The 26,656-nt window shown below is 55.5% G+C and carries 6 protein-coding genes; all 6 read right to left on the minus strand.

From position 1 onward, the window contains the following. Positions 1–106: 106 nt before the first annotated feature. The 6 genes from ACV7NC_RS04025 to ACV7NC_RS04050 all read right to left on the minus strand — a co-directional run bounded on the left by ACV7NC_RS04025 (position 107) and on the right by ACV7NC_RS04050 (position 26,646). On the minus strand, positions 107–11,965 hold the full coding sequence (locus tag ACV7NC_RS04025) for an amino acid adenylation domain-containing protein (protein WP_458154178.1): 11,859 nt from the start codon (positions 11,963–11,965) through the stop codon (positions 107–109). Next, entirely contained in the window at positions 11,966–15,301 is a 3,336-nt protein-coding gene (locus ACV7NC_RS04030; RefSeq protein WP_458154180.1) for an amino acid adenylation domain-containing protein, read from the minus strand. It lies immediately after the preceding gene. Next, positions 15,301–19,884 carry an SDR family NAD(P)-dependent oxidoreductase gene (locus ACV7NC_RS04035; protein WP_458154181.1) on the minus strand — a complete coding sequence of 1,528 codons (4,584 nt, stop codon included), beginning with the start codon at positions 19,882–19,884 and terminating at the stop codon, positions 15,301–15,303. Before ACV7NC_RS04035 ends, ACV7NC_RS04030 begins: the two co-directional genes overlap by 1 nt. Then, complete coding sequence (locus ACV7NC_RS04040; RefSeq protein WP_458154183.1) at positions 19,884–25,184, minus strand: amino acid adenylation domain-containing protein; 5,301 nt, start codon at positions 25,182–25,184, stop codon at positions 19,884–19,886. Before ACV7NC_RS04040 ends, ACV7NC_RS04035 begins: the two co-directional genes overlap by 1 nt. A 96-nt stretch (positions 25,185–25,280) precedes the next feature. Continuing rightward, positions 25,281–25,931, minus strand: coding sequence for a 4'-phosphopantetheinyl transferase family protein (locus tag ACV7NC_RS04045; RefSeq protein ID WP_458154184.1), 651 nt, complete (start codon positions 25,929–25,931; stop codon positions 25,281–25,283). Then, the gene (locus tag ACV7NC_RS04050) at positions 25,909–26,646 is read right to left on the minus strand and encodes a thioesterase II family protein (RefSeq protein WP_458154185.1); all 738 of its coding nucleotides are present in this window, start codon (positions 26,644–26,646) and stop codon (positions 25,909–25,911) included. Before ACV7NC_RS04050 ends, ACV7NC_RS04045 begins: the two co-directional genes overlap by 23 nt. Positions 26,647–26,656 lie beyond the last annotated feature (10 nt).

The following is a 26,656-nucleotide window of genomic DNA, read 5'->3' on the forward strand; positions in this document are numbered from 1 at the left end:
CACTTCGTTGCGCAGCGCTCGCGCCCTTGCCTATATGTCTCGGTTGCCGCATTCTTCATTTCTTCCTCCTCTCAAATCATTTTATCTCCGGAAAACCCGAGGCGATTCAGTGTGTGATTTGCATCAATACAGCGTTAATGTCTTTTGACAAGGAATCATTCCGCACGATCGCGAAATGATCGGCATCAATTTCAATCGAATGGATTCCGGCGGGAGCAATTTGCTGTTCGAGCGCCGCTCGATGACCAGGCTCGCGATCCGACGCCCACCAGCACACGGGATTTGCGCGCAGCGCTCCCAGTTTCGCTGTCTGTATCGACAAAATTTTCAATCGCCGCGCCACTAAAAAGACTTGCGCCAATTCATCCGTTCCCATCGCGGCGTAGCCGGAGGCCTTACAAACACCCGCCGCGCTTTCAAAAAGAGACGCGAGAACCATGGCTGCCGTTTGCACGATTTCATGTTCTTCCGCTGATGGGGATGATACAGCCAGTAATACATCATCGAGAGTTGCACCGGGAGCGATAACAGCCACAAAATTTGCCAGATCCCGCCGCCAGTCATTCGCTTGCGGCGATTCCACACCAGGGACATACGGATCGATCAATCCCAGAAAAGCAACGGATTGACCATCGGCCTCGAATAATTCCGTCATCAGTGCCGCCAAAGTCCCTCCCAACGACCAACCGGCAAGATGTACCGGCCCTTCCGGTTGAATGGTACGAATCATGGCGCAATAATCTTGCGCCATTTGACGCAACGACGTATCCCGATGCGCCGGATCCGCCAGCATGCGGCAAGGCAAACCATACACCGTGCGTATCCCTTGCAACTGCCTCGCCAGCGGCTGATAGTCGAACACCGTACCCAACCCGGCATGGATACAAAACAAGGGCGGTTTACCGGGATCGTCAATCGCTTGATTCAGCAACAGCAAACCGCTTGCAACCGTGTTATCCAATCCCAGCAGATCGGCAATGGTGGGTTTCTGCATCAAATCCCGCAGCTTAAAATTCAGATTCAGTTGTTTCTGATTGCGGATACGGGCAATGACCTTGAGGCTGGATAACGAATCGCCTCCCAATGCGAAGAAATTGTCCGTTTCACCGACCCGCTCCACACTCAGTACTTCCTGCCATATCTCTGCTAGCGCCCGCGCTTGCGGATTCGATGGCACGCGATAACTATCGCCGGTCGCTTCCGGCTCTGGCAACCGCTTACGATCCAGCTTGCCGCTCAGCAGCCGGGGCAACTCGCTCACAGTAATCCAATGTGATGGCATCATGTATTCTGGTAGCTGTTGCGCCAGTACTTGTTTCAATCGGGTCAGCACTGACTGTTCCATCGATCCGTTCATTGGCAGAATGTAAGCCGCCAGTTGCGCACCGCTTGCACCCGCATGCACAACCACAGCGACATCGGCCACACCGTCCGCCGCGCGGATGCGCGCCTCGATTTCGCCCAATTCGATACGAAATCCGCGTATCTTCACTTGATCATCGACACGGCCGACATACTCGATGTTGCCGTCATCCAACCAGCGCACCAAATCGCCGGTACGATACAAACGCCCTCCGGCAGGATCGAACGGATCGGCCACAAACCGTTCCGCGGTCAGTCCTGTGCGTCCCAGATAACCTCTAGCCAACCCATACCCGCCAATATACAACTCGCCCACAACACCAAACGGCACCGGCTGCATATCGGTATCCAGAATATACACCGTGCGATCTCCAACCGGACGGCCAATGGGTGCATAAGCGCAATCAAAGCTCCCAGTGGCATCGGTTTTCCAGATCAGTGGTGTCACCACGGTTTCGGTCGGTCCATAACCGTTGATCAGTCTGTCCGGTTGTAACGTCTGACGGATCAGATCATACGAGGTCTTCGGCATCGCTTCGCCGCCGAAAACATACAATTCGACCGGCGGCGGGTCGGTCCGGGACGATGCCCATTCAGCAATCTGGCCCAGATACGCCGGTGGAAAGGCGGCATTGGTGATGCGGTAATGCCGCAAAGAATCGTAGGTCTGCTCCGCCGTCCATAATTCCTGATCGCGCACCGCCAGTCCAGCGCCGACCGTCAACGCAGTCAACCAACGTTCGTGCGCACCGTCGAAGGAAAATGACATGAACAGCAACTCGCAAGAACCGGGATGCATTTCGTATATTCTTGCAGTCGCCTGGCAATGCATCGACAATGGGCCGTGAGTAACGCCGACGCCTTTGGGAAGACCGGTTGATCCGGAAGTGTAGATGACGTATGCCAATTGCTGTTGATGCACTGCAACTGCCGGGTTTCCCGTGTGTTCAAAATCCCGGTCGATGTCGTCCAGCACAAGTTGTGGCACGCCACTATCAAAAATGTGTTTGATCAGAACCGCCTGCTGCGTGATCAATAGTGACAGGCCGCTGTCCTTGATCATGAATTGCAGCCGTTCGGTCGGATAATCGATATCCAACGGCACATAAGCAGCGCCTGTTTTTAAAATAGCCAAAAAGGTCACGATGACATCAAGCGATCGCTCTACAGCAACGCCAATGCAGGTTTCAGGTGTAGCACCCAACCGCATCAGTTTGTGCGCAAAACTATTGGCCCTTGAATTCAGTTCGGCATACGACATCTCCTGTTCGCCCATCAACAGTGCAATTGCATCGGGTCGAGCCGCCGCATTGTGCTCGATCAAGCGGTGCACCGGCTGATAAATTCTGGTTTCTGGTGAAAAATCGGCGGTGCTGCACAGCGACAGCAACCTGGCATGTTCTTGCTGACCGACCCACGGCAATTCCCCGACGGGACGAAGCGCATCGATCATCATTTCACGCATCAATGATTCCATGTGCAAGCGCAAGTTTTGCACAAAGTTTTCGGTGAAATCATTGCAACTATAGGCATACTCGATTTCCAACGTGGCGCCGGCGACGACTTGCAAATCCATTGCATAGCCTGTCATACCCTTGCTTTGGATAGCACCGAATTGCAAACCATCGCTTTCCGAATCGTGTAGTGCAGCATCAACCGGATAATTTTCAAAAACGACAATGCTATCGAACAGCGGTTGACCGGAATAACCAGCCCATCGCTGAATATTCGCCAATGCGGTGTGCTCGAAATCGCGCAAACGCACGTTTAATTCTTGCATTGTCCGCAGATATTCTGCAACAGCCAGGTGGTTACGTCGCTGCACTGGCACTGGGATGGTATTAATGAACAAACCGACCATCTCGTCCGAGCGCGCGATACCCATCGGACGTCCCGCTACCGTAGCGCCGAACACGATGGTTTCCTTGCCGCAATAGCGTTGCAACAACAAGGCCCAGGCAGCTTGAACGAAGGTATTGAGCGTGACGTGCTGACGCTGCACAAAATCCTGCAAGCGACTGGTTTCTTCTGCGTCCCAGCGAGTATACAGCAGCGCAAAATCCGCTGATTTATCCCTAGGTGTTGCTTGCCTGACGGCTTGTGCCAGCAGCGTCGGTCCTTCCAACTGTGCTAGCTCAGTTTGCCAGAATTGCTGGGCCACCTGGCTTGGCTGTTTTTCCAGCCAGCGCAGGTAAAGCCGGTAGTCCGGACCGGTCTGGCGTAACGACTTGCCGTAATAATTATCCAGCCAGTCCCGAATCAGCAGGGTATGGCTCCAGCCGTCGAACAAAATATGATGATGCGTCCAGATCAATTGGTGGCGGTTTTCCCCGGTTCGAATCAGGCACAAGCGCGCCAATGGCGGACGGAGGAAATCGAATTCCCGCTTCAATTCGGTTTCAGCATACGCTGCGATCCACCGTTGCAGATCGTGTTTGTCTTGCCAATCCAGTTGTACAACCTCGGCAACGGCGCTTCTAAACACCATCTGCAATGGCCGCGACAGGCCCGAACGCCATAAAAAACCGGTACGCAATACCGCATGCCGGTCTAACATGTGCTGCCAGGCTTGCGCCATACGATCGGCATCGAGACCGTCAACCGTCACACTGATCTGATTGACATACAATCCCGTGCCCGGCGCTTCTAACGTATGAAACAACATGCCTTCCTGGGTGGGCGACAACGCATATACATCGTCGACCCGATCCAGTTCGATTCCCAGTGAAGCGATCGTTTCTGCATCGAGACAATCATCCAACCGGACGCGTTCCACTTCCATTTCGACTATCTCTGCTGATCCGGCAGACTCCGCCACCAGCGCCAGTGCCGCCACGGTCTGCTGTTCGAACAGCTGTCGTGGCGTAATTTTCCATCCAGCTTGCTGCGCTTTCGAAACAATCTGCAAACTCAGAATCGAATCACCCCCCAGTTCAAAGAAATTATCATGCCGGCCTACGGCTACAACACCCAGCACTTCCTGCCAGATTTTGGTTAGCATTGCTTCGACTTCTCCCTGCGCCGCCTCGTAACCGGATGCGCCGGAAAATTCCGCTTTGGGCAACTGTTTACGATCAATCTTGCCGTTGGCATCCAACGGCAGCTGATCCAGTATGACAAACGCCGCCGGTATCATATAGTCGGGCAAGGTGGATAGCAGTTCCGCACGAATTTCCGCAGTGGTGACCAGCTCGTCCGGAAGCAACGTAAGATATGCCACCAATCGCGCACCGCTGGACGCAGTTTGTGCCAGCACGACTGCCTGACGAATTTGTGGAAGCGACAGCAAGTGCGTTTCGATCTCGCCCAATTCAACCCGATAGCCGCGGATTTTGACTTGATGATCCAGCCGTCCCAGGTATTCGATTTGACCATCCTCGCGCCAGCGCGCCAAATCACCGGTGCGGTAGAGCCTGCCGCCGTCTCCTTCGAAAGGATCGGCGATAAAACGCATTGCGGTTAATCCCGGTTGCTCCAGATAACCTCGTGCCAGTAATTCTCCGCCAATACACAACTCCCCGGTTTGTCCGCAACCGACCGGGAGCAGATCGTCATCCAACAAGTAAATCCGGCGTGCAGGCAACGGTTTTCCGATGGCGACCGGTTGCCATTGCTGCTGTCCGTCATGCCGGTAATCGCTGCAATCGAACGCGGTAGCGGTGACCACCGCTTCGGTAGGTCCATACACATTGAACAGCCTGATGCGACCCAAACCGGCGGCATGCCATTTTTGCAACGATTCCGGCTGCATGCTTTCACCGCCGACATTGATATGTCGCAATGCAGAATAACGCTCGTGCCGGAGCTGATCGCACTGATTGAGCAGAACAGACCAGTAAGCCGTAGTCAGATCGGCAATGGTGATGCACTGGTCGTGCAGTTCACGATAGAAAGTAGCCACGTCCCACAATTGCGAATCGCGCAACACGACCGCTGCTCCGCTGCATAATGCAGGAAAGAGTTGATCGATAAACGCATCGAAATTGATGGTGGAAAACTGCAGCATGCGATCGTTGCGTTGCAAGCCGTAACTGCATGCCGCAACCTGGGCATGTTCGGCAAGCGCATGATGCGCCACCCCGACACCCTTCGGTTTCCCGGTCGAACCGGAGGTATAGATGATATACGCCAAATGTTGAGCGTGTAACGCCATATTCGGATCGTGTGCCGGCAAGCCGCTCAAATCCGATGCATCCATTTCCACGAGCGGACAAGTCACTGCCTGTGCAACTTTTGTGCGTATCCGTGCGTGTGTCAATACCACGGCAATACCGCTATCTTGCGCGATATGCATCAAGCGTTCGCGCGGATAATCCGGATCCAGGGGCACATAAGCCGCACCGGCTTTCAACGCGGCCAGCAGGGCGATAATCATTTCAAACGAGCGATCCAACGCGATACCGACTCGCTGTTCAGGCCTGATTCCCAGCGCGATCAGATGATGCGCCAAGCGGTTTGCCGCCACATTCAGTTCCCGATAGCTGAGTTCCCGGGCGCCCAGAACCAGCGCCGTTGCATCCGGATGCAATGCAGCTTGCCGTTCGATCAGCCGATGCACCGGGTGCGTCGCATCATGGCGTTGTGCATTGACACCCCAGCCAAGCAGCTGCTGCCATTCCGCATCGCTTAACAACGTCAATTCGCTTAGACGCGAGTTTGCATCCGTAATCAACTTGCCCAGCAATTGTTCAATCTTTGCAGCGATATCGGTTACGGTCCGGAGTTCAAATTCCGCGCGCGCATAGCCGAAATGCAGAACCAATCCATCGTTTTCCAGCACCGACACCGTCAGCGGATAATGGGTCGTTTCATAAACCTTGACAGCGGAAAAAGTCAACCCCCCTGGGGCATGCTGTTGCAGTGTTGCATCAACCGGATAATTTTCGAAAACCACGATGCTGTCGAACAATCCTTCGCGTTGATAACCGCCCCAGCGTTGAATCTCGTACAGCGCAGCATGTTCGTACTCGCGCGAAGCAAGGTTTTGCAGTTGCAAATCGTGCAGCCACTCTCCGATAGTCCATTCGGGCCTGAAAGCGACCACGACCGGCAGCGTGTTGATAAACAAGCCGAGAATCTGGTCGGCGCCGGGTAATTCCGCCGGTCTGCCTGCTACCGTAACACCGAAGGTCACCTGCGATTGTCCGGTACGCTGCTTCAACACCAGCGCCCAGACAGCCTGCATGAGGGTATTCAGGGTGACGCGCTGCTCCATCGCGAATTGCGATGCAGCCGATACCAATTCGGAATCGAGCACATGGGTGTATTCTTCAAAACCGGAATCAGCGTGCATCTTGCCGCTGGATGAAACCAGCCGGGTAGGTTCGGTTACCGCTTGCAGCAGCGTCTTCCAGTAATGTTCCGCCGCAACTGCATCACGATTGGAAAGCCAGTCAATGAAATCGCGGTAGCGGCTAACCGGCAATGCAGGTTCTTCCTTGCTATAAATCCGCAACACTTCACCTAACAGTTGCGAAGTACTCCATCCATCCAACAGAAGATGATGAAGCGTCAGGATCAAGTGCGATGGCTGCCGGGAACAATGCACGAGAGCGATTTTAATCAACGGCGGTTGATCCAACCGGAATCCCGTCACTAATTCGGATTGCGCCAGCGCATCGAGTGCCTGTTCCCTATCATGCTGCGAGGTAAAGTCCCGGCGGCGCCAGTCGTACTCAGCAAACGGCAAGGTCGCAGTCTTTGCCACCCACTGCAACGGCACCCGCCCGTCCGGCAAAAAACCAGTTCGCAAAATCGAATGCCGGTCCACCACGGCTTGCCAGGCTGTTCTGAATCGCGCAGCCGAAAGCTGCGCGATGTTCACGCGCAACTGATTCACATAAGCTCGGCTGTCGGTTTGAAAAACACTGTGAAACAAAATACCAGTTTGTAGCGGTGATAGCGGATACAAATCCTCAATCCGTTCGGCTGTAACCGGCAAGCCATCCAATTCCTCCTGGGAAATGTGCGTCAGCGGAAAATCGGAAGGTGTAACGGCACTGACTCCGCTGGTGCAATGATCAATGATCGCGCCGAGTTCCGTCAGCAGATGCTGGCCCAATGCGGTCATGGTGGCATGCGTATAGCGCGCCGAACTGAAGCTGATATCGATACACAGTTCGCCACGGGCAACATGACAGTTGATGGCCAGCTCGTGGGTCTGCGGCATGCCCGGATCGATCAGATCGCCGACCGGTTCATCGGCAAGTTGCCACAGCGAATCCGCCGTGAAACTGGCATCCAGTTGTCCGAGATAATTGAATACCACCTGCGCTTGCGGCAGCGCGGCGATGACCTGCCGTTGCTGCAACGAGCCATGATGCTTGAACAGACCGTATCCTATCCCTTTATTCGGTATTTGCCGCAATTGTTCCTTGATTTGCTTGATGCGCTGCGGCAAGTCACCGCCAGCATCCAGCATCACCGGGAATACCGTCGTATGCCAGCCAACCGAGCGCGACAAATCGATGTCCGGAAAAAGATCTTCACGTCCGTGGCCTTCCAGATCAATGACCATGCCCTGCTGTCCGAACCCATCGCGTAACGCCCCAGCCAACGCGGTTAGCAGCAGGTCGTTTACCTGGGTACGGTAAGCGGACGGCGCATCCTTGAGTAATGCTCGGGTTTGCTGTTGATCCAGCGTTACCGTGATACTGGTGCGATTCGCTGCATCGTTGGCGCCCTGCGGAAAATCGCACGGTGGTGCAACTGGCATGCCTTTCAGGTTTTGCCAATAATCAAACTCGCTTTCATGCTGCAACGGGTACTGTATCAAGCGCCGCGACCACACGGCATAATCGGTGGTCACACCGGGCAGATCGATATCCTGCTGCTGTACAGCCTGACGGTAAGCGATTTCGAGATCTTCCACCACGATGCGCCAGGACATGCCATCGACCACGGCGTGGTGAATCACCAGCAATAAACGCTGCGTATCATTGATCCAATCGATCAGCACCGCGCGCAGCAGTAATCCTTGCCGCACGTTCAGGCTGCGCTGGGCGGCGTTGCAGATGGCCAGAAACTGCGCTTCATCCGACGCTTGCCGGACCCACAGGTAATCCTGTTGAGGTGCAGTGCTGGCCGTTTGCTGCCACAAACCGTGCGCATCTTCGTCGAAACGGAAGCGCAGCGCACGATGCTGTTGCACCAAGGCGGCTATGGCCTGCCGTAACCGGTCGGCCTGCAATCTTTCCCGGCATTTCAGCAGCACCGCCTGATTCCAGTGCGATCGCACCGGTATCGATTGTGCGAAAAAATCCTGTTGCACCGGCAACAGCGGAATCGGCGTCAAATCATCGATCCGGTTGAATTGCAAAGCGCCCGGATCACTCGTCTCCACAGGCGAGGCTTTCTGCGCCAGGGCTGACACAGTCTGGCATTCGAACAGTTGCCGCGGCGTGATTTTCCATCCGGCACGGCGGGTTTTGGTGACAATCTGCAAACTCAGGATCGAGTCTCCGCCTATTTCAAAAAAATTGTCATGACGCCCGACACGGGGAAGATCCAGCACCTGCGCCCAGATATCCGCCAAAATGGTTTCAATTCCGGCTTGCGGCGCCGCGTATCCCTTGTCGTGCGCAAACTCCGGTTGCGGCAGGCGATCGCGATCGACCTTGCCGTTGGCATTCAGCGGCAAGCTTTGCAGAATCATGATCGCGGACGGCAGCATATAATCCGGTAATACGCAGGCCAATGATTCGCGCAATGTGCCTCCATCTTCTGTTCGATCGTCTTGCAGTACGACATAGGCGATCAACCTGGCACCCTGCGGACCCTCCTTGATCGCGGCAACAGCTTCCCGCACCATCGCTAACCGCAACAATTGCGCTTCAATTTCGCCAAGCTCGATACGATAACCGCGAATCTTGATCTGATGATCCAGACGCCCAAGATATTCGACTTGTCCGTCGCGCCGCCAGCGCGCCAGATCGCCGGTGCGATACAACCGCTCGCCGTGTTGACCGAACGGATCGGCGACAAAGCGCTCGGCGGTCAGACCGGGACGATTCAGGTAACCGCGCGCCAATCCAACTCCACCCAAGTACAATTCGCCCGGCACACCGACCGGAACCGGATTCATCTCGGCATCGACGATATAGGCGGTACGATCGCCCACCGGCGAACCGATCGGCAAATAACTCGAATCGAACCGGGTATCCGGATAGGCTTTGAAAATGAGCGGCGTGATGACGGTTTCGGTCGGACCGTAACCGTTGATGATGCGCGGCGGCTGCAAGGTTTGCTGCACAAATTCGAAAGCACTGCGGCTCATGGCCTCACCACCCGCCGTATACGAACGGATCGGCAAATTGCGCCCGGCGCTGCCGGTGAATTCGGCCAACTGCTGCAAGTAACCCGGGGTAAAACAGGCAATGGTGATGCCGTGCTTGGCGATCTCGCCGGCGGCCCGGTCGGCAGCCCATAATTCATTATCCCGCGGCATCAAAGCCGCACCAAAAACCAGCGGCACCAGCCAGCGTTCGTGCGCACCGTCAAAATTGATCGAAGCGAACTGTAATTCCCGGTCCGCCGGCGTCATGCCGTACAACTCGCCGATCGATTGCACATGCATCGCCAATGGCCCGTGCGCCACCGCCACGCCCTTCGGTTTACCGGTGGAACCGGAAGTATAGATGATATACGCAAGGTGCTCGGGATGCAGTACCACGTCCGGATTGTTCTCCGGGCAATCGGCAAAGGTTTCGGTATCCAGCTCCAGCACCGGACAATGTTCCGGACACGGTATCCTTGCCCTGGTATGACTTTGCGTCAGCAGCAGTTCGATGGCACTGTCGGCGATCATGTGTTGCAGCCGTTCCGCAGGATAGTCCGGATCGAGCGGTACATAGGCGCCACCTGCCTTCAATACCGCCAGCAGCCCCACCACCATGTCGATCGAACGTTCTAGCGCAATGCCGACTCGGCTTTCCGGTCTGACACCCAGGGCGATCAGGCGGTGCGCCAGTTGATTGGCGCGTTGATTCAGTTGCGCATAACTCAGTTCATGATCCTGAAAGATCAACGCCACCGCGTCCGGCTGTTTCTTGGTGCGCCGCTCGATTAGGCGGTGTACCGGTTCGACATCGACGTAGCGCCGTTCGTTGACACCCCAGCTCAGTAGCTGATGCCATTCCGCTACGCTTAATAGATTCACATCGCCCAGGCATTGCTGCGCATCGTCCGCCAGTTGCTGCAGCAGGTACAGGTAATGTTCGCTCAGGCGTTGTATCGTGTCCGCTTCGAACAGTTCCGCGGCATACGTGAAACGTGCCGCGATTTTTCCGTCCGGATTCTCCACTGTATCCAGCACCAGCTCGAACTGTGCGCTGCGCTCACTCAGCTCGAATTCGCTCACCGTCAGTCCGGGTAATTGATACAGTGCGCGATAATCTTCGCGCAGGTGGTTGAACATCACCTGGAACAGCGGATTCTGGTGCAGACTGCGTTCCGGTTGCAGCGCTTCGACCAGTTGTTCGAACGGTAAATCCTGATGCGCCTGCGCACCGAGTGCGGCATCGCGGACTTGATCGAGGATCGCCGCCAGCGTCATGCGGCTATCGATGCGGTTGCACAGTACTTGCGTGTTGACGAACAAGCCGACGATGCGTTCGGCTTCCGTGCGGTGCCGGTTGGCGACCGGCACGCCGACGCGGATATCGTTTTGTCCGCTGTAACGATATAACAGCATCTGAAAACCGCACAACAGCGCCATGAACAGCGTGACACCACGTTCCTGCGTCAGGTGCCGCAACCCGGATGCCAGCGGTGCCGGCAATTGAAAGCTTGCATGCGCGGCGCGGTAATTGTCGACCGGCAATCGTGCATGATCCACCGGCAATTGCAGAATCTTGTGCGTGTCGCCCAGTTGCGCGCGCCAATACGCCAATTGACGCTCTTTCTCTCCGGCTTCGAGCCAGTTGCGCTGCCAGATCGCATAATCGGCATACTGCACTGGCAATGCCGGCAACTGCGGCGGTTGCCCTGCCAGGCATGCCCGGTAGCATAACGCCAATTCATCGATGATGATGCGATTGGACCAGGCATCGGAAATGATGTGATGCATCGCCACGATCAAGTGGTGTTCGTGCTCATCGATGCGGATCACCACCACGCGCAGTAGCGGCCCTTGCGTCAAATTGAACGGCGTCGCGACGATGTACTTTGCTTCCTGCGTCGCGCGTTGCTGCCGCGAATCCGGCGGCAATTCGCTCAGATCGATCGTTTGCAACGCAAAATCGCCAACCGCTTCGATCACCTGTTCCGCCTGTCCATGCGCATTGACACGGCACACCGTGCGCAGCGATTCGTGCCGCTGCACCAGTATGCGTAAACTCGCCTGCAACGCCGCAACGTCCAGTTCGCCTGTCAGCCGCAACGCCGCGCTCAGGTGATACGCCGTACTCTGCGGATCCAGTTGCCATAAAAACCAGTGCCGTTGTTGCCCGTAGGACAAGGGAATTGAATCCGTGTCCGGTTGACGGATGATCGGTAGCTGTGAAAAATCGATGCCCCGTTCATTCAGTGCCTTGAGAAATACTTTTTGCTTGTCGGCAGCGAGTGCCGCAAACCGCTCGGCGATTGCGTACTTATCCGGTTCCAATCAATTCTCCAACATATCCAATAATCCCGCCATTTGACTCAACCCACCCGATACACCGGTGCTTTTGCTTAGCTCGACGCGTACCGCAAAAGCCATGTCTTTAAGCACCGGATGCTCAAACAGCAATCGCAGGGAAAGCGACACGGGATGCGTGGATTGCAATCTTTGCTGCACCTGCAGGATCATTAGCGAGTGCCCGCCCAATCTGAAAAAATGATCATTCCTGCTGATCCGGCCGATGCCCAGCACTTCCTGCCAAATTCCGGCCAGCAATTGTTCGGTTTCATCTTGCGGCGGCGCATCGCTGTCAACGGAGGTAAACTCCGGTACCGGCAAGCGGTTGCGGTCGATCTTGCCATTGGCATTCAGCGGCACATGATCCAGAACCATGATCAGCGATGGCAGCATATAATCCGGCAGAACCTTGCGCAGTGATTCGTTCAGTGCTGCCGTATCCAATGCCATCGCACCGTTCTGCAATGCGACATACGCTACCAGCCGGGCATCTTGACCGGCGGTATATACGCTCACCGCCGCTTCGCGAATTTCAGGCTGTTGCAGTAACTGCGCTTCGATTTCACCGAGCTCAATACGAAAACCGCGAATCTTGACCTGATGGTCCAGACGTCCGAGATATTCGATTTGTCCGTCGCGACGCCAGCGCGCCAGATCGCCGGTGCGATACAACCGCTCGCCGTGCTGACCGAACGGATCGGCGACAAAGCGCTCGGCGGTCAGACCGGGGCGGTTCAGATAACCGCGCGCCAATCCGATCCCGCCCAGATATAACTCTCCGGCAACGCCTGATGGCACCGGATTGAGGTTGCTGTCCAGTATGTAGGTTTGCGTGGAACTAATCGGTTGACCAATCGGAATATTGCTCGACGATTCCGAGCGGCAAACCCAGTGCGTCACATCGATCGCCGCTTCCGTCGGTCCGTAAAGATTGTGCAGCTTAACCGCCGGAAGACGGTCGAACACCGCCTGCTGCATCTCCGGTTGCAACGCTTCGCCGCTGCAAATGATACATTTAAGATGGATACAGGCCGCGGCTTGCGCATCAGCCATAAAGGCACGCAACATCGACGGTACGAAATGCAGCAGCGTCACATTGTGCCGCCGGATTAATCCGATTAACCGCCCGGCGTCCCGATGATCGCCGGGATTGGCAATGACCAGCCGCGCACCATACATCAGCGGCCAGAAAAACTCCCACACCGACACATCGAAACTGAACGGTGTCTTCTGCAAAACCGCATCACCGGAATCGATCGGAAAGGCTTCCTGCATCCACATCAGGCGATTATGCAGCGCACCGTGACGATTCATCGCGCCCTTCGGTTTACCGGTGGAACCGGAAGTATAGATGATATACGCAAGGTGCTCGGGATGCAGTACCACGTCCGGATTGTTCTCCGGGCAATCGGCAAAGGTTTCGGTATCCAGCTCCAGCATCGGACAATGTTCCGGACACGGTATCCTTGCCCTGGTATGACTTTGCGTCAGCAGCAGTTCGATGGCACTGTCGGCGATCATGTGTTGCAGCCGTTCCGCAGGATAGTCCGGATCGAGCGGTACATAGGCGCCACCTGCCTTCAATACCGCCAGCAGCCCCACCACCATGTCGATCGAACGTTCTAGCGCAATGCCGACTCGGCTTTCCGGTCTGACACCCAGGGCGATCAGGCGGTGCGCCAGTTGATTGGCGCGTTGATTCAGTTGCGCATAACTCAGTTCATGATCCTGAAAGATCAACGCCACCGCGTCCGGCTGTTTCTTGGTGCGCCGCTCGATTAGGCGGTGTACCGGTTCGACATCGACGTAGCGCCGTTCGTTGACACCCCAGCTCAGTAGCTGATGCCATTCCGCTACGCTTAATAGATTCACATCGCCCAGGCATTGCTGCGCATCGTCCGCCAGTTGCTGCAGCAGGTACAGGTAATGTTCGCTCAGGCGTTGTATCGTGTCCGCTTCGAACAGTTCCGCGGCATACGTGAAACGTGCCGCGATTTTTCCGTCCGGATTCTCCACTGTATCCAGCACCAGCTCGAACTGTGCGCTGCGCTCACTCAGCTCGAATTCGCTCACCGTCAGTCCGGGTAATTGATACAGTGCGCGATAATCTTCGCGCAGGTGGTTGAACATCACCTGGAACAGCGGATTCTGGTGCAGACTGCGTTCCGGTTGCAGCGCTTCGACCAGTTGTTCGAACGGTAAATCCTGATGCGCCTGCGCACCGAGTGCGGCATCGCGGACTTGATCGAGGATCGCCGCCAGCGTCATGCGGCTATCGATGCGGTTGCACAGTACTTGCGTGTTGACGAACAAGCCGACGATGCGTTCGGCTTCCGTGCGGTGCCGGTTGGCGACCGGCACGCCGACGCGGATATCGTTTTGTCCGCTGTAACGATATAACAGCATCTGAAAACCGCACAACAGCGCCATGAACAGCGTGACACCACGTTCCTGCGTCAGGCGCCGCAACCCGGATGCCAGCGGTGCCGGCAATTGAAAGCTTGCATGCGCGGCGCGGTAATTGTCGACCGGCAATCGTGCATGATCCACCGGCAATTGCAGAATCTTGTGCGTGTCGCCCAGTTGCGCGCGCCAATACGCCAATTGACGCTCTTTCTCTCCGGCTTCGAGCCAGTTGCGCTGCCAGATCGCATAATCGGCATACTGCACTGGCAATGCCGGCAACTGCGGCGGTTGCCCTGCCAGGCATGCCCGGTAGCATAACGCCAATTCATCGATGATGATGCGGTTGGACCAGGCGTCGGAAATGATGTGATGCATCGCCACGATCAAGTGGTGTTCGTGCGCATCGATGCGGATCACCACCACGCGCAGTAGCGGCCCTTGCGTCAAATTGAACGGCGTCGCGACGATGTACTTTGCTTCCTGCGTCGCGCGTTGCTGCCGCGAATCCGGCGGTAATTCGCTCAGATCGATCGTTTGCAACGCAAAATCGCCAACCGCTTCGATCACCTGTTCCGCCTGTCCATGCGCATTGACACGGCACACCGTGCGCAGCGATTCGTGCCGCTGCACCAGTATGCGTAAACTCGCCTGCAACGCCGCAACGTCCAGTTCGCCTGTCAGCCGCAACGCCGCGCTCAGGTGATACGCCGTACTCTGCGGATCCAGTTGCCATAAAAACCAGTGCCGTTGTTGCCCGTAGGACAAGGGAATTGAATCCGTGTCCGGTTGACGCACAATCTGCGCCTGTTGTTGCGCCGTTTGATCACCAGTTTGAATTCTTTGTGCCAGGCGTTGGCGCTGCTCGGGCGTCAGACGCGCACGCCGCTGTTCCAGTTCATGCTGCTTATTCATCATCAGGAACACTCGATTTCATCAAGCAGTCTGGTTTCCACCAGTGCGGCCAAACCGGCAATGGTGGGTGCCCTGAAAAAATCGGCGGGATGCAAATCAATTGCAAAACCGGCTCGCACCCTGGCCAGTAGTTGTACCCCCAGCAACGAATCGCCACCCAGTTCGAACAAATTATCATCGATGCCCACGGTATCGATACCGAGCAGGCTCTGCCAGATTTCCGCGATTTTGCTTTCCAGATCATTGGCCGGCGGATTGAAAGGGGTTTGCAGCTCGGGTCTGGGAAACCGATTGCTCTTCATTTTATCAGCGGGTACCAGAGCCAGCGGTTGCGTCAGTAGATCGTGCGGCGATTGACGCAACCGTGCGAACAAATCGCTGGTCGATACGATAATCTGCGGAATATTCGGGCCATTCACGATCAGCTCGAACAATTCCGCACCTTCCCCGGGTGCAATCCCGATGCCTTCCGGCATGTCCATATCGGCGGCCATGCCGACTTCGCGCCAACTGTCCCAGTTGATAGAAATGACCGGGTAACGGCCTTCCCGGTAAGCGACTTGTGCACTCGCATCCAGGTAGGCATTGGCTGCGCAGTAATCGATCTTGCTCAACCCTCCGGCGATCGTCGCCAAGGACGAACACAGCACCATGAAATCCAGCGCCTCATCTCGGAAAACCGCTTGCAGCGCCTGCATGCCCTGTACTTTGGGCGCCAATACGCGCGCGATGGTTGCATCGGTTTTGGTCGTCATCAAACCGGAACTGACTTCCCCGGCGGCATGGATGACGCCATCGATCCTACCGAAATAGGCGCGTGCGGTTACCGCCGCTGCCTGTAACTGTCCGGCATCGGCGACATCGGCCTGTAACGGCAGAACCTTGGCGCCCATTGCCTCCAATTGCTGAATTGCCGCAATCTTTTGCCGTAACGACGGATTCATTTCGTCCTGCAGGCCACCCTGCCAGGTTGCTCTTTCAGGTAGACCGGTACGTCCCAGCAAAACAAGTCGCGCGTGATAGTTTTGCGCCAGATGGCGTGCCAGCGTCAATCCGATTCCGCCCAGACCGCCGGTAATGAAATACACGCCTTCCTGCTTGAAACGTCTTTTCACCGTTGCAAGCGGACCGGTCGGTAGATAATTTTGAGTCCAACGGTACGGACCGCGATACGCCACCAAGGTATCGCCGCTATCCATTTGCGACTCGGCAATCAGTTGCCGGCTCAACCTCATCGGCATATCACCCGTCGCATGTTGTAACTCGATATCGATAATCCGGCAACCGAGATTGGCATATTCCTGCGGAATCACTTTGCCAGGACCGATCAGCAGCGATTTCAGCGGATGCAGTGTTTCGCTGCCGGTCAAATCCGCCACCCCGCTGGTAATCAGATTGATGGTGATTTTCTTGCCTGGTGATACAGCGGCTTGCACGGTTTCCAGTGCTTTCACCAAATTCAATACGCTATAGAAATTTCTGCTGATGCCTTCTTTCAGCGACTGAATGCATTCGGCATCACTCACACTCCACAAATGAAAAATTTGCCAATCCCGGATGTTCGTGTCATCGAACCTGTTCAGCAATTGCACAAAATCATCCGGTCTGTCCGGATTGATCGTATAGTCGGTGTCGGCGGTTTGCCGGAACGCTTCTCCAACAGTAACCACGACGGGATGTGCACCCTGATGGATCAGCGCGGTCACGAGCGCGATCGAAATGACATCTTCATTACCGAAAATCAAATAGTGATTATCCTGTTTCAGTGCCGGTACTTTCTCCGTACCAGCAGCCGTACGTTGCCACGACGGAACGTACAACCAATCCTGAATCGAACCGGTGTGCTTCGGCACGGATTGGGATTGCCGGTTATGCGCGGCAACCGGTTGCGAGACCTGTTGATCCGCTTCGATCCAATATGATCGCCGCTCGAACGGATACGTCGGCAAGGAAACGCGGCAGCGGCGTTCCTGCGCATAAAAACCCGCCCAGTCGATATCGACACCGTGCAACCAGAGTTTCCCCAACGTTCGATAAAAATGCAGTGGCGTGGACTGAATCTGACTCGGGTGCGGCAACGATGACACGATCAATTGCTGCGGTTGCAAGGAAGGATGCCGCTGCGCCAGCCGGGTCAGTGTTTCTCCCGGTCCCACTTCCAGCAATATCGTGTCGGACTGATTCAGCAATTGCTGCAAGCTATCGTTGAAACGTACCGTGGCGCGCAAATGCCTTGCCCAGTACTGCGGATCGGTGGCTTGCTGCGGCGCAATCCAGTCACCGCTGACATTGGAAAAGAAACGGATGGCCGGTGGATTCAACTTGAGTTTGGCAACACGCTCAACAAATACCGGCAGCAACTCATCCGTCATAGCGGAATGAAAAGCATGCGAAACATGCAGTCGCCGGCAAAATATACCCCGCTCGTTCAGGTTCTGTTCGATCGTATTGATCGCCGCAACAGTTCCGGACAACACGCACAATTCCGGTCCATTGACTGCCGCCAAATCGCAACCTTCGATCAGATAAGGCGCGAGTTCGGATTCGGACAGCGAAACCGCCAGCATGGCACCGGACTCCATTTGTTGTAACAGAGAACCGCGCATCGCCACCAGCCCCAATGCATCCTCCAGCGTGAACACCCCCGCCAGACAAGCAGCCACGTATTCGCCGATGCTATGACCGATTATTGCTGCCGGTTGAACACCCCATGCCATCCACAACCGCGCCAGTGCATACTCGATCACGAACAGCGCCGGTTGCGTCACTTCGGTCTGTTCAAGTCGCGTGGTAGCAATCGACCGTTCCTCGTCGTTTTGCGGCAGGAGCAGCGCGTGCAAATCATAATCCAGATACGGTTGCAATAAGCGCAAACAACGATCCAATTCGGCTTTGAAAACCGGTTCGCGCTGATACAAATCTTGCGCCATACCGACATGCTGCGCCCCTTGACCGGGAAACATAAAAGTGACCGGATGGTGTCTGTCAACCGATCCTTGCAAGAGAAAACGCGTGCTATCGCGGTCGTACAGCAGCGACACGGCATCATCATGATCCCGGCACAGTGCAATGGCGCGATGGGCAAAATGTTTCCTGCCGAGCTGCAGGGTGTAAGCGACATCAGCCAGCGCCAGTTGCGGGTGTGCGGTCAAATAATGCTGTAGATTCGCCACAGCTTGTTCCAGTGCAGCGGAACTGCGCGCCGCGATTGTCAGCAATTGCCAATCGCGCGATGAAGCGGATGGTTTTTGCGTTGGCGCTTGTTCCACGATCACGTGCACATTGGTGCCGCCGATGCCGAACGAACTGACTCCCGCGCGGCGCGGCAGTGCGCCACCCGGCCAGGCTTTGCAGCGCGTATTGACATAAAACGGACTGCTGCTGAAATCGATCTGCGGATTGGGTTGTTCAAAGTGCAAGCTGGGCGGCAGCATTTCGTTTTTCAGCGACAACACGGTTTTGATCAGACCCGCCACACCGGCTGCAGCATCCAAGTGTCCGACATTGGTTTTGACCGATCCGATTGCGCAAAAACTGCGTTGCTCGGTAGTTTCCCGGAAAGCCTGCGTCAATGCGGCGATTTCGATCGGATCACCGATCGTCGTACCGGTGCCGTGCGTTTCGACGTAGCTGACGGTATCCGCGGAGATGCCTGCAATCGCCTGCGCCGCCAGAATCACTTCCGTCTGCCCTTCGACACTGGGTGCGGTATAACCAGCCTTGGCCGAGCCATCGTTATTGACAGCCGAACCTTTGATCACGGCATGAATGGTATCACCATCCGCCAATGCATCGGCCAACCGCTTTAACACCACGATGCCTGCACCGCTGCCGATCACGGTACCGGCCGCCTTGGCGTCGAATGCCCGGCAATGCCCGTCCGGCGACAAAATCGCACCGGGTTGATAGTAATACCCTTTGTCGTGCAACAAATTAACCCAGGAGCCGCCGGCGAGCGCCATATCCGTTTCGTAATTCAACAGACCGCGGCAGGCCACATGCACCGCCGCCAGCGAGGTCGAACAAGCTGTCTGTACGGTGATTCCCGGTCCGCGTAAATTGAGTTTGTAGGCAACCGTGGTGGTCATGGAATCCTTATTGTTGCCGTTCATCAGACCCTGCAGCGCGGAAATATCCCGCTTGTCCGTCATACGATCGCTGGCCAGCAGATTAAGCATCATATAAGTGTTGACTCCGCAGCCGGCATATACGCCGATCTGCTGAGCATAGCGGCTCGCGTCGTAACCTGCGTCTTCCAGCGCCTGCCAGGCCACTTCAAGGAAAAGCCGATGCTGCGGATCAGTCTCCGCCGCCTCTCGCGGGGTATAGCCAAAAAAAGCGGCATCGAAGCCATCGACCCCGGTTATCTCCGCACTGGCTTTGATGTAATGCGGATCGGCCAATGCTTCCGCAGACACACCCCGTTCGAGCAATTCCTGATCGGTAAAAAACCGGATCGACTCGACGCCATCCCGCAAATTGCGCCAAAACGATTCGGCATCGTCCGCCCCTGGGAACCGGCACGCCATACCGATCACTGCAATATCGATGGACGCAGCATCGGTTAATTGTTCGGAAGTATCCATTAATTTATTTTCTCCAATTTCTGTTTTCTTGACAGGAAAGCACTGCGTTGCCGCTGTGCCCGTTGTAAATGACGCGGCAAAGATGAAACCGGATGTATTCCATCTTGTCCGAGAAATTTGGCCAGACTGGCTACCGTGGTGTATTTGAACAAATCGACAATGGCCACCGGCACGTGCAGTTCGGCTTCCAGACTTTGCTTGACCTTGATCAGCAACAGCGAATGACCGCCTAAATCAAAAAAATTATTATGCAGACCCACTTGCGGGATGTGCAGTAACGCCGCCCAGATTCCGGCAATCTTCGCCTCCAGATCGTTTATCGGCAGATCGTAATCAGACGCGTCCGGAAGACCCGGTGCAGGCAGCGCCTGCCGGTCGATCTTGCCGTTCGGTGTGAGCGGCAACGTATCGAGAAAAACGATCACCCCCGGCACCATATAATCCGGCAATACCACCGCCAATGCTGCTTTCAACGCCGGCGCATTCCTGTGTCCGGTATCCGGCATACCGACGTAGGCAACCAGGCGCAAACCGTGCGGACCGTTCTGCGCAATCACGGCAGCCTCTCGCACATGATCCAGTGCCAGCAATTGCGCTTCGATTTCACCCAGTTCAACGCGAAAACCGCGCAGCTTGATTTGCTGATCGGCACGCCCCCAGTATTCCAGTTGGCCGTCGCCACGCCAACGCACCAGATCGCCGGTACGGTACAGTCGCCCTCCTCGCGGATCGAACGGGTCGGCGACGAAACGTTCGGCGGTCAAACCCGATCGGTCGAGATAGCCGCGCGCCAAACCTGTACCACCTATATAAAGTTCCCCGATAGCACCGGAGGGCGCGAGATTCAATTCCGCATCCAGCACATAGACACAGCGCTTGCCCACCGGTTGGCCGATCGACATGAATTCGCCATCCAGTAGCGCTGACAACTCCTGCCCGGCATCACCGACCCAGGCGGTTGGTGTGATAACTGTCTCGGTCGGACCGTAGGCATTAACCAGCCGTGCTTGCCGGAATCGCGCGCGCGTTGCGACAACGTCGGCGGTATGCCAGGCTTCGCCACCGACAATACAAACCCGAACCGGATAGTCAGCCCCTTCCAGCAATGGCAGGAGCATGCGCAAATAGGCCGGCGGCAGATGCAAACGATTGATTTGCTGCGTCGCGATGAGCTCGGCAAATCCCTCGCCTGCCAGTTGTTCGGGGGAAGACAACACCAGAGCGGCGCCCGCCATCAGTGGTGTCATCCATTGCTCCGCCGCAGCGTCGAAGTTGATGGAGAAAAACATCAATTCCCGGTCATCGGCGCGCACGTCATAAACCGGTTCGATTGCAGCCAAATGCATGGCCAGAGCGCCATGCGTCACGACCACTCCCTTCGGCCTGCCAGTCGATCCCGAGGTATAAATGACGTACGCCAGATTTTCCGGATGAAGTACGACAGCGGGATTGTTCTCGTTGCCTGGCCCGGTAATCGCATGATCGAGCTCGATCACGGTCAGACCCTCCGGTAGCGGCAACTTTCCGAGAAATTGCGATTGGGTCAGCAGCAAGCGAATGCCGCTATCCTTTATCATGTAGTCCAGCCGCTCCTGCGGATACTCGGGATCAAGCGGTACATAGCAGCCACCCGCTTTCAGTATGGCCAGCAATCCGACCGGCAAAGCGATTGCATCGCGCGCCACGGCAATTCCCACACGCATCTCCGGTTGCACGCCCTGATCGATCAAGCGGTGAGCCAACCGGTTGGCATGATTATTCAGCTCGGCATAACTGAGTTGTAGCGACCGGGTAACGATGGCAATCGCATCCGGATGTTTCTCGGCCTGCGCCTCGAAACGCTGCTGAACCAATGAGCAGTGCGTGAAATTTGTATCCGGTTTTCCCTGTGTGTACAGTAACCGGACTTCGGCTTCATCCAGTAATGAAATCTCGCCAATGGCTATTTCAGGATTCATGGCGATTGCCTGCACAATGCGCAAATACTGACACGCCATCCGCTCCACCGTAGCCTGATTGAACAAATCGGCGGCATAAATGAAGTGACCGCTGAGATGTCCATCGGGTGATTCGACTGTTTCCAGCCGTAGTTCCAGTTGTCCGTCGGATTCAGGCAACGCATACTCGCTTGCCTGCAATCCCGTGCATTGCTGCAACAAGCGGTAGTCCAGTTGCAAATGATTCAATGTAACTTGAAACAAAGGACTGTGCCGCAAATCCCGTTGCGGGTGGAGTGCTTCCACCAGTTGTTCGAACGGCAAGTCCTGATGGAGCTGAGCGTTGATTGCATCTTCCCGCACTTTCTGCAGTAATTCATTGAGCGTCATGCGTCCATGCAAGCTCCCGCGCACGACCTGGGTATTGACGAAGAATCCAATCAGAGGAGCCGTCTCGATCCGGTTACGATTGGCAACCGGCACGCCAATCCGGATATCCGGTTGCCCCGTGTGACGATACAGCAGCACCTGCAAAGCGGCTAGCAATGCCATAAACACGGTGATTTCCTGCGCCGCCGCCAACCGCCGCAACGATTGCACGGCATCATCCGGAAAATCGAACCGGTGGCGCGCAGCGCGATAATGTGTCACCGGTTTTCTGGCATGATCGACCGGCAGGCGCAGCACTTCGTGTTCCGTTCCTAGGTAGCTTTTCCAGTAAGCCAGCTGGCGGTCTTTTTCGCCCGCTTCCAGCCAACGCAATTGCCATTGCGCGTAGTCCGCGTATTGCACCGGTAGTGCCGGTAGATTGAGCGGCCGTTGCTGCACCTGTGCCTGATAACCAGCGGCCAATTCATCCAGCAGAATTTGCAGCGAGGCAGCGTCGGAAACGATGTGATGCATCACGATCACCAGAATCTGCTCGTGACTGCTCAACCGAATCACCGCGACCCGCAGCAAGGGATCGCGGGTCAAGTCAAACGGCTGCAACAGCAAGCTCGTGACTTCCATCTGAATGCGCCGGTCGTGTTGCGATTGCGGTATCGCTGTCAAATCGATCACCGGTAACGGCAATTGCAGCGACGGCGCAATCATCTGTTCCACGATACCGGTAGCGCCAATGGCATAATTCGTACGCAGCGCTTCATGCCGCCCGATTAACTCACTCAAGCTGACATGGAGCGCATGCAGATTTAGCTCACCCATCAGGCGAACCGCGTGCTGAACATGGAAAGCGGTGCTGTTTGGGTCGAGCTGCCATAAGAACCATAACCGCTGCTGGCCGTAAGACAAGGGTAACGCACCGGTACGCTCACATTTCGTGATCTTGTGCCCAGCACTGGTTTGTCCGCTTTGCACTCCCTGATTTGCGGTCAGTTGGCGGATAACTGCCGCACATTCATGCAATCGCGGGTTTTGAAACAAGTGGCGCGAGGTAAAAGTAATTTGCCAGCGATCACAAATCCGGGCTACCGCCTGAATCGCTTTGAGTGAATTGCCACCGGCGGCAAAAAAATGATCGTCGCGTCCTAATCCGGTGCGATCCAGCAACGTTTCCCAGATCACTGCAACATCACGTTCGGTATCATCCTGTAACGATTGCTCTGCCCGGTTGCCGCCACCGCGCACAAAACGGCCGTATTCATAGATCGCGTAAGCATCCAGCGAACGATCGATCCACCCTTGCCGGCACGCGGCGCGTTGTAACTTTCCACTTGAGGTTTTGGGCAATGCGCCGGGATTTAGCAGTACGGCAACCGACAGAGGTTCATGACAACCGGCGCTGACAGCTTCTGCAAGCACTTTTACCAAGGTTTCCGCACTGATCAGTTTTTGCATATTGCGCGATATTTCGGCGGCGACACCAATGCCTTCACCTTCTTCGCTCTCCACGGAAAACACTGCGACCCGGCCTTTGCGCACTGCGTCGACTTCATTTTCGATGATCAGTTCGATATCCTGCGGATAAATGTTTTGTCCGCGGATGATGATCAAATCCTTGAGTCTTCCCATGAGATAAAGCTGCCGCTCGTGTACGAAGCCCAAATCGCCGGTGCGTAGCCAGTTTGATCCATCATGCTGCACAAATGCTTCCGCGGTTTCTTGCTGGCGCTGCCAGTATCCTCGCGCCAGACTGTCACCACTGGTCCAGATCTCGCCAACATGATCGTCCGGCAATGCAGCACCAGTCTCCGGGTCGACGATTCGGACGGCATGGCTGGATGCCGGGAAACCGCAAGCAACGACCGGAACGCCTTGTTCAGCCCGCTCCGCCTTGCCTTGCGCCAGCAATTCGGGTGAAAATTCCTGCGCTTTCATGCCTTCACCGCGCCCCCCGCCAGCTACAAACAAAGTTGCTTCCGCCAACCCATAGCAGGGATACATTGTTCCCGCATGAAAACCGGCAGGCTCGAAGCGCTCAATAAACGCGCGCATGGTGTCTCGCCGCACCGGCTCAGCACCACAGAAAGCAACTCGCCAGCAGGATAAATCCAATGTTTGCAACTGCGAATTTCTGACTCGATCGGCGCATAACTGAAAGGCAAAATTCGGTGCGCCGCTGACGGTGGCGCGATAGCGTGAAATGACTTCCAGCCAGCGCACCGGGCGCTCGACAAAAAACTTCGGCGTCATCAGAATTACCGGCACACCGCGGTGCAACGGCTGCAACAATCCGCCGATCAATCCCATGTCGTGATACAGCGGCAACCAGCTGACAAAAATATCGTCGGCGGCAATCGACATGCCTTCTTCAAACGCCCGGGCATTAACCATCAGGTTATGATGACTGACCATGACACCTTTTGGAACGGCGGTTGAACCTGAGGTGTACTGTAAAAAAGCGATATCTTCCGCTTGAGGCTCAAACGCCTGCCAATTCCATGAACAATCGCCGTCGACGGTATCGACGGTCACTACCGGAATATCGCCGAGTTGCAGCGCACCGGCGTCATGCAGCAAGGATAGGCCGTCACCGGTGGTCACGATGCACTGTGCCCGGGCATCCGCAGCGATTGCCAGCAATCTAGCCATATGCTGTTCCTTTACCGTTTCCGGCGGAAATACCGGCACTGCGATTGCTCCGGCATATAGGCATGCAAGGAAACCGATCACATAATGCTCGTCGTTTTCCATCAGCAACAGCACACGTCCGCCCGGCAACACATGGCTCTGCAATTCTGCCGCGAAAGCTTTGACACGTTGATCAAGCTGCCTGTAACTAAAGCGCTTTTCTTGCCAGCCGCCATTCACTTCGGATACGGTGATGAGCGCCGTATCCTCGGGTCTTGCTAAAGCTAATTCTTGCAGGTGTGTTACCAGATTCACCGGGAAATCACGATTCGGAATCAATCTTGTGTTCATAACAATTTTTCTGGAGTTGCCCTATTGATAGGAAATGGTCCATATCTTCGAATATGGAGATGTTAGAAGCGCCTTGTTTTATAGTTGCCATGCGGATTAGTGAATCAAAGCCAGCGCCGCAGCGTAATCTTTCGGAGCTTCGATTGGCCAGGCTCGAATGATTCCCCAATCCGGATGTTCATGCGCGATGCGATAATGACTGCCAGATACCGGCAACACGGAAATATCTTGCAGGTTTTCCGCAATTCCCAGTCCCAGAGCCTTCAATACCGCTTCCTTTGCTACCCACAGATCGATGAATCGCTTTTCCGGCCAACATGCCCGGGCGTGCTCAAGCGGAGACAGCACATAATGAATTAGCCCGGTGACATCGCGATCGCACCGTTCGATGTCAATTCCGATCTTGCCCGCTGACGACATGGCAATCAGCGCAAAACTGCCGGCATGAGAAAGATTGAATTGAATTTCAGCATGCTGCGCCAGATATGGCTTACCGGACGCAGTGATTGAGATGTTTAACCGATCAGGCGAGGCTCCGACACGCTCGGCCAGCAAACGCTTCAATGCCGCACGCGCTGATACGAAGCGGATCTGGTCTTGATAGTGATAAAAACCTCGCGCCCGGGATTGTTCCTTTGCGCTAAGAATTGGCCAATCGTGCGCCAATTGTGTTGAGGTAAATGCGAATTCGAGCAACCATGCATCGATATTCTCCGGCACCGCTTCAAGCCGTTGCAACGATGTCACACATCACCCCTTTTTGGCTTTCAAGCAATCGTTTTTTTAGCACATGGATGAACCACTCTTCCGATTGCCGCAGAAAGAAATGTCCGCCGTCGAACCAATCGAGTGTAAACATTCGACCGCCTTCCTGCTGCCATAAGCTTAGGTTGTCCGCGCCGATCGTATCCGATCTGCCGCCGAAACAATGAATCGGAACAGGAAGAGGATCATGCCCCGTGTACTGAAAACTACCGCATACGCGGTAATCGATCCGCAGCAATTGCAATGTCATGGCCAGCAATTCCGGACTGTTGAATACTGCTTCAGGTGTTCCGCCTTGCTTACTCAAGTCTGCGATCAACGTCGCTTCCGTGCAGATTTTGTGATAACGCTGACTATCCTGCCGTGCCGGAGCCGCGCAACCGGATACCATCAGCGCGTCAGGCAAGCGAGCCTTCAGTCGATGCAATTCCCGCGTGATTCCATGAGCCAGCAACGCCCCCATGCTATGACCGAAAAGCGCGTAGCTTTCTGGTAGCGTTAATGCAATTTCCTGACTCAGGATGTCCACCAGCACGCGGTAATTTTCCTGCGGGCTCTCACCCAAACGGCTACCGCGGCCCGGTAATTCCACTGGAATTACTTCTATCCATGAAGGCAACAATCTTTTCCAACGCAGGTACATCGTGGCGCTGGCACCTGCACACGGCAAACAATAGAGCACAAAATGGCGAGACATGCCGATACCC

This window comes from Nitrosomonas limosa (assembly GCF_054188085.1).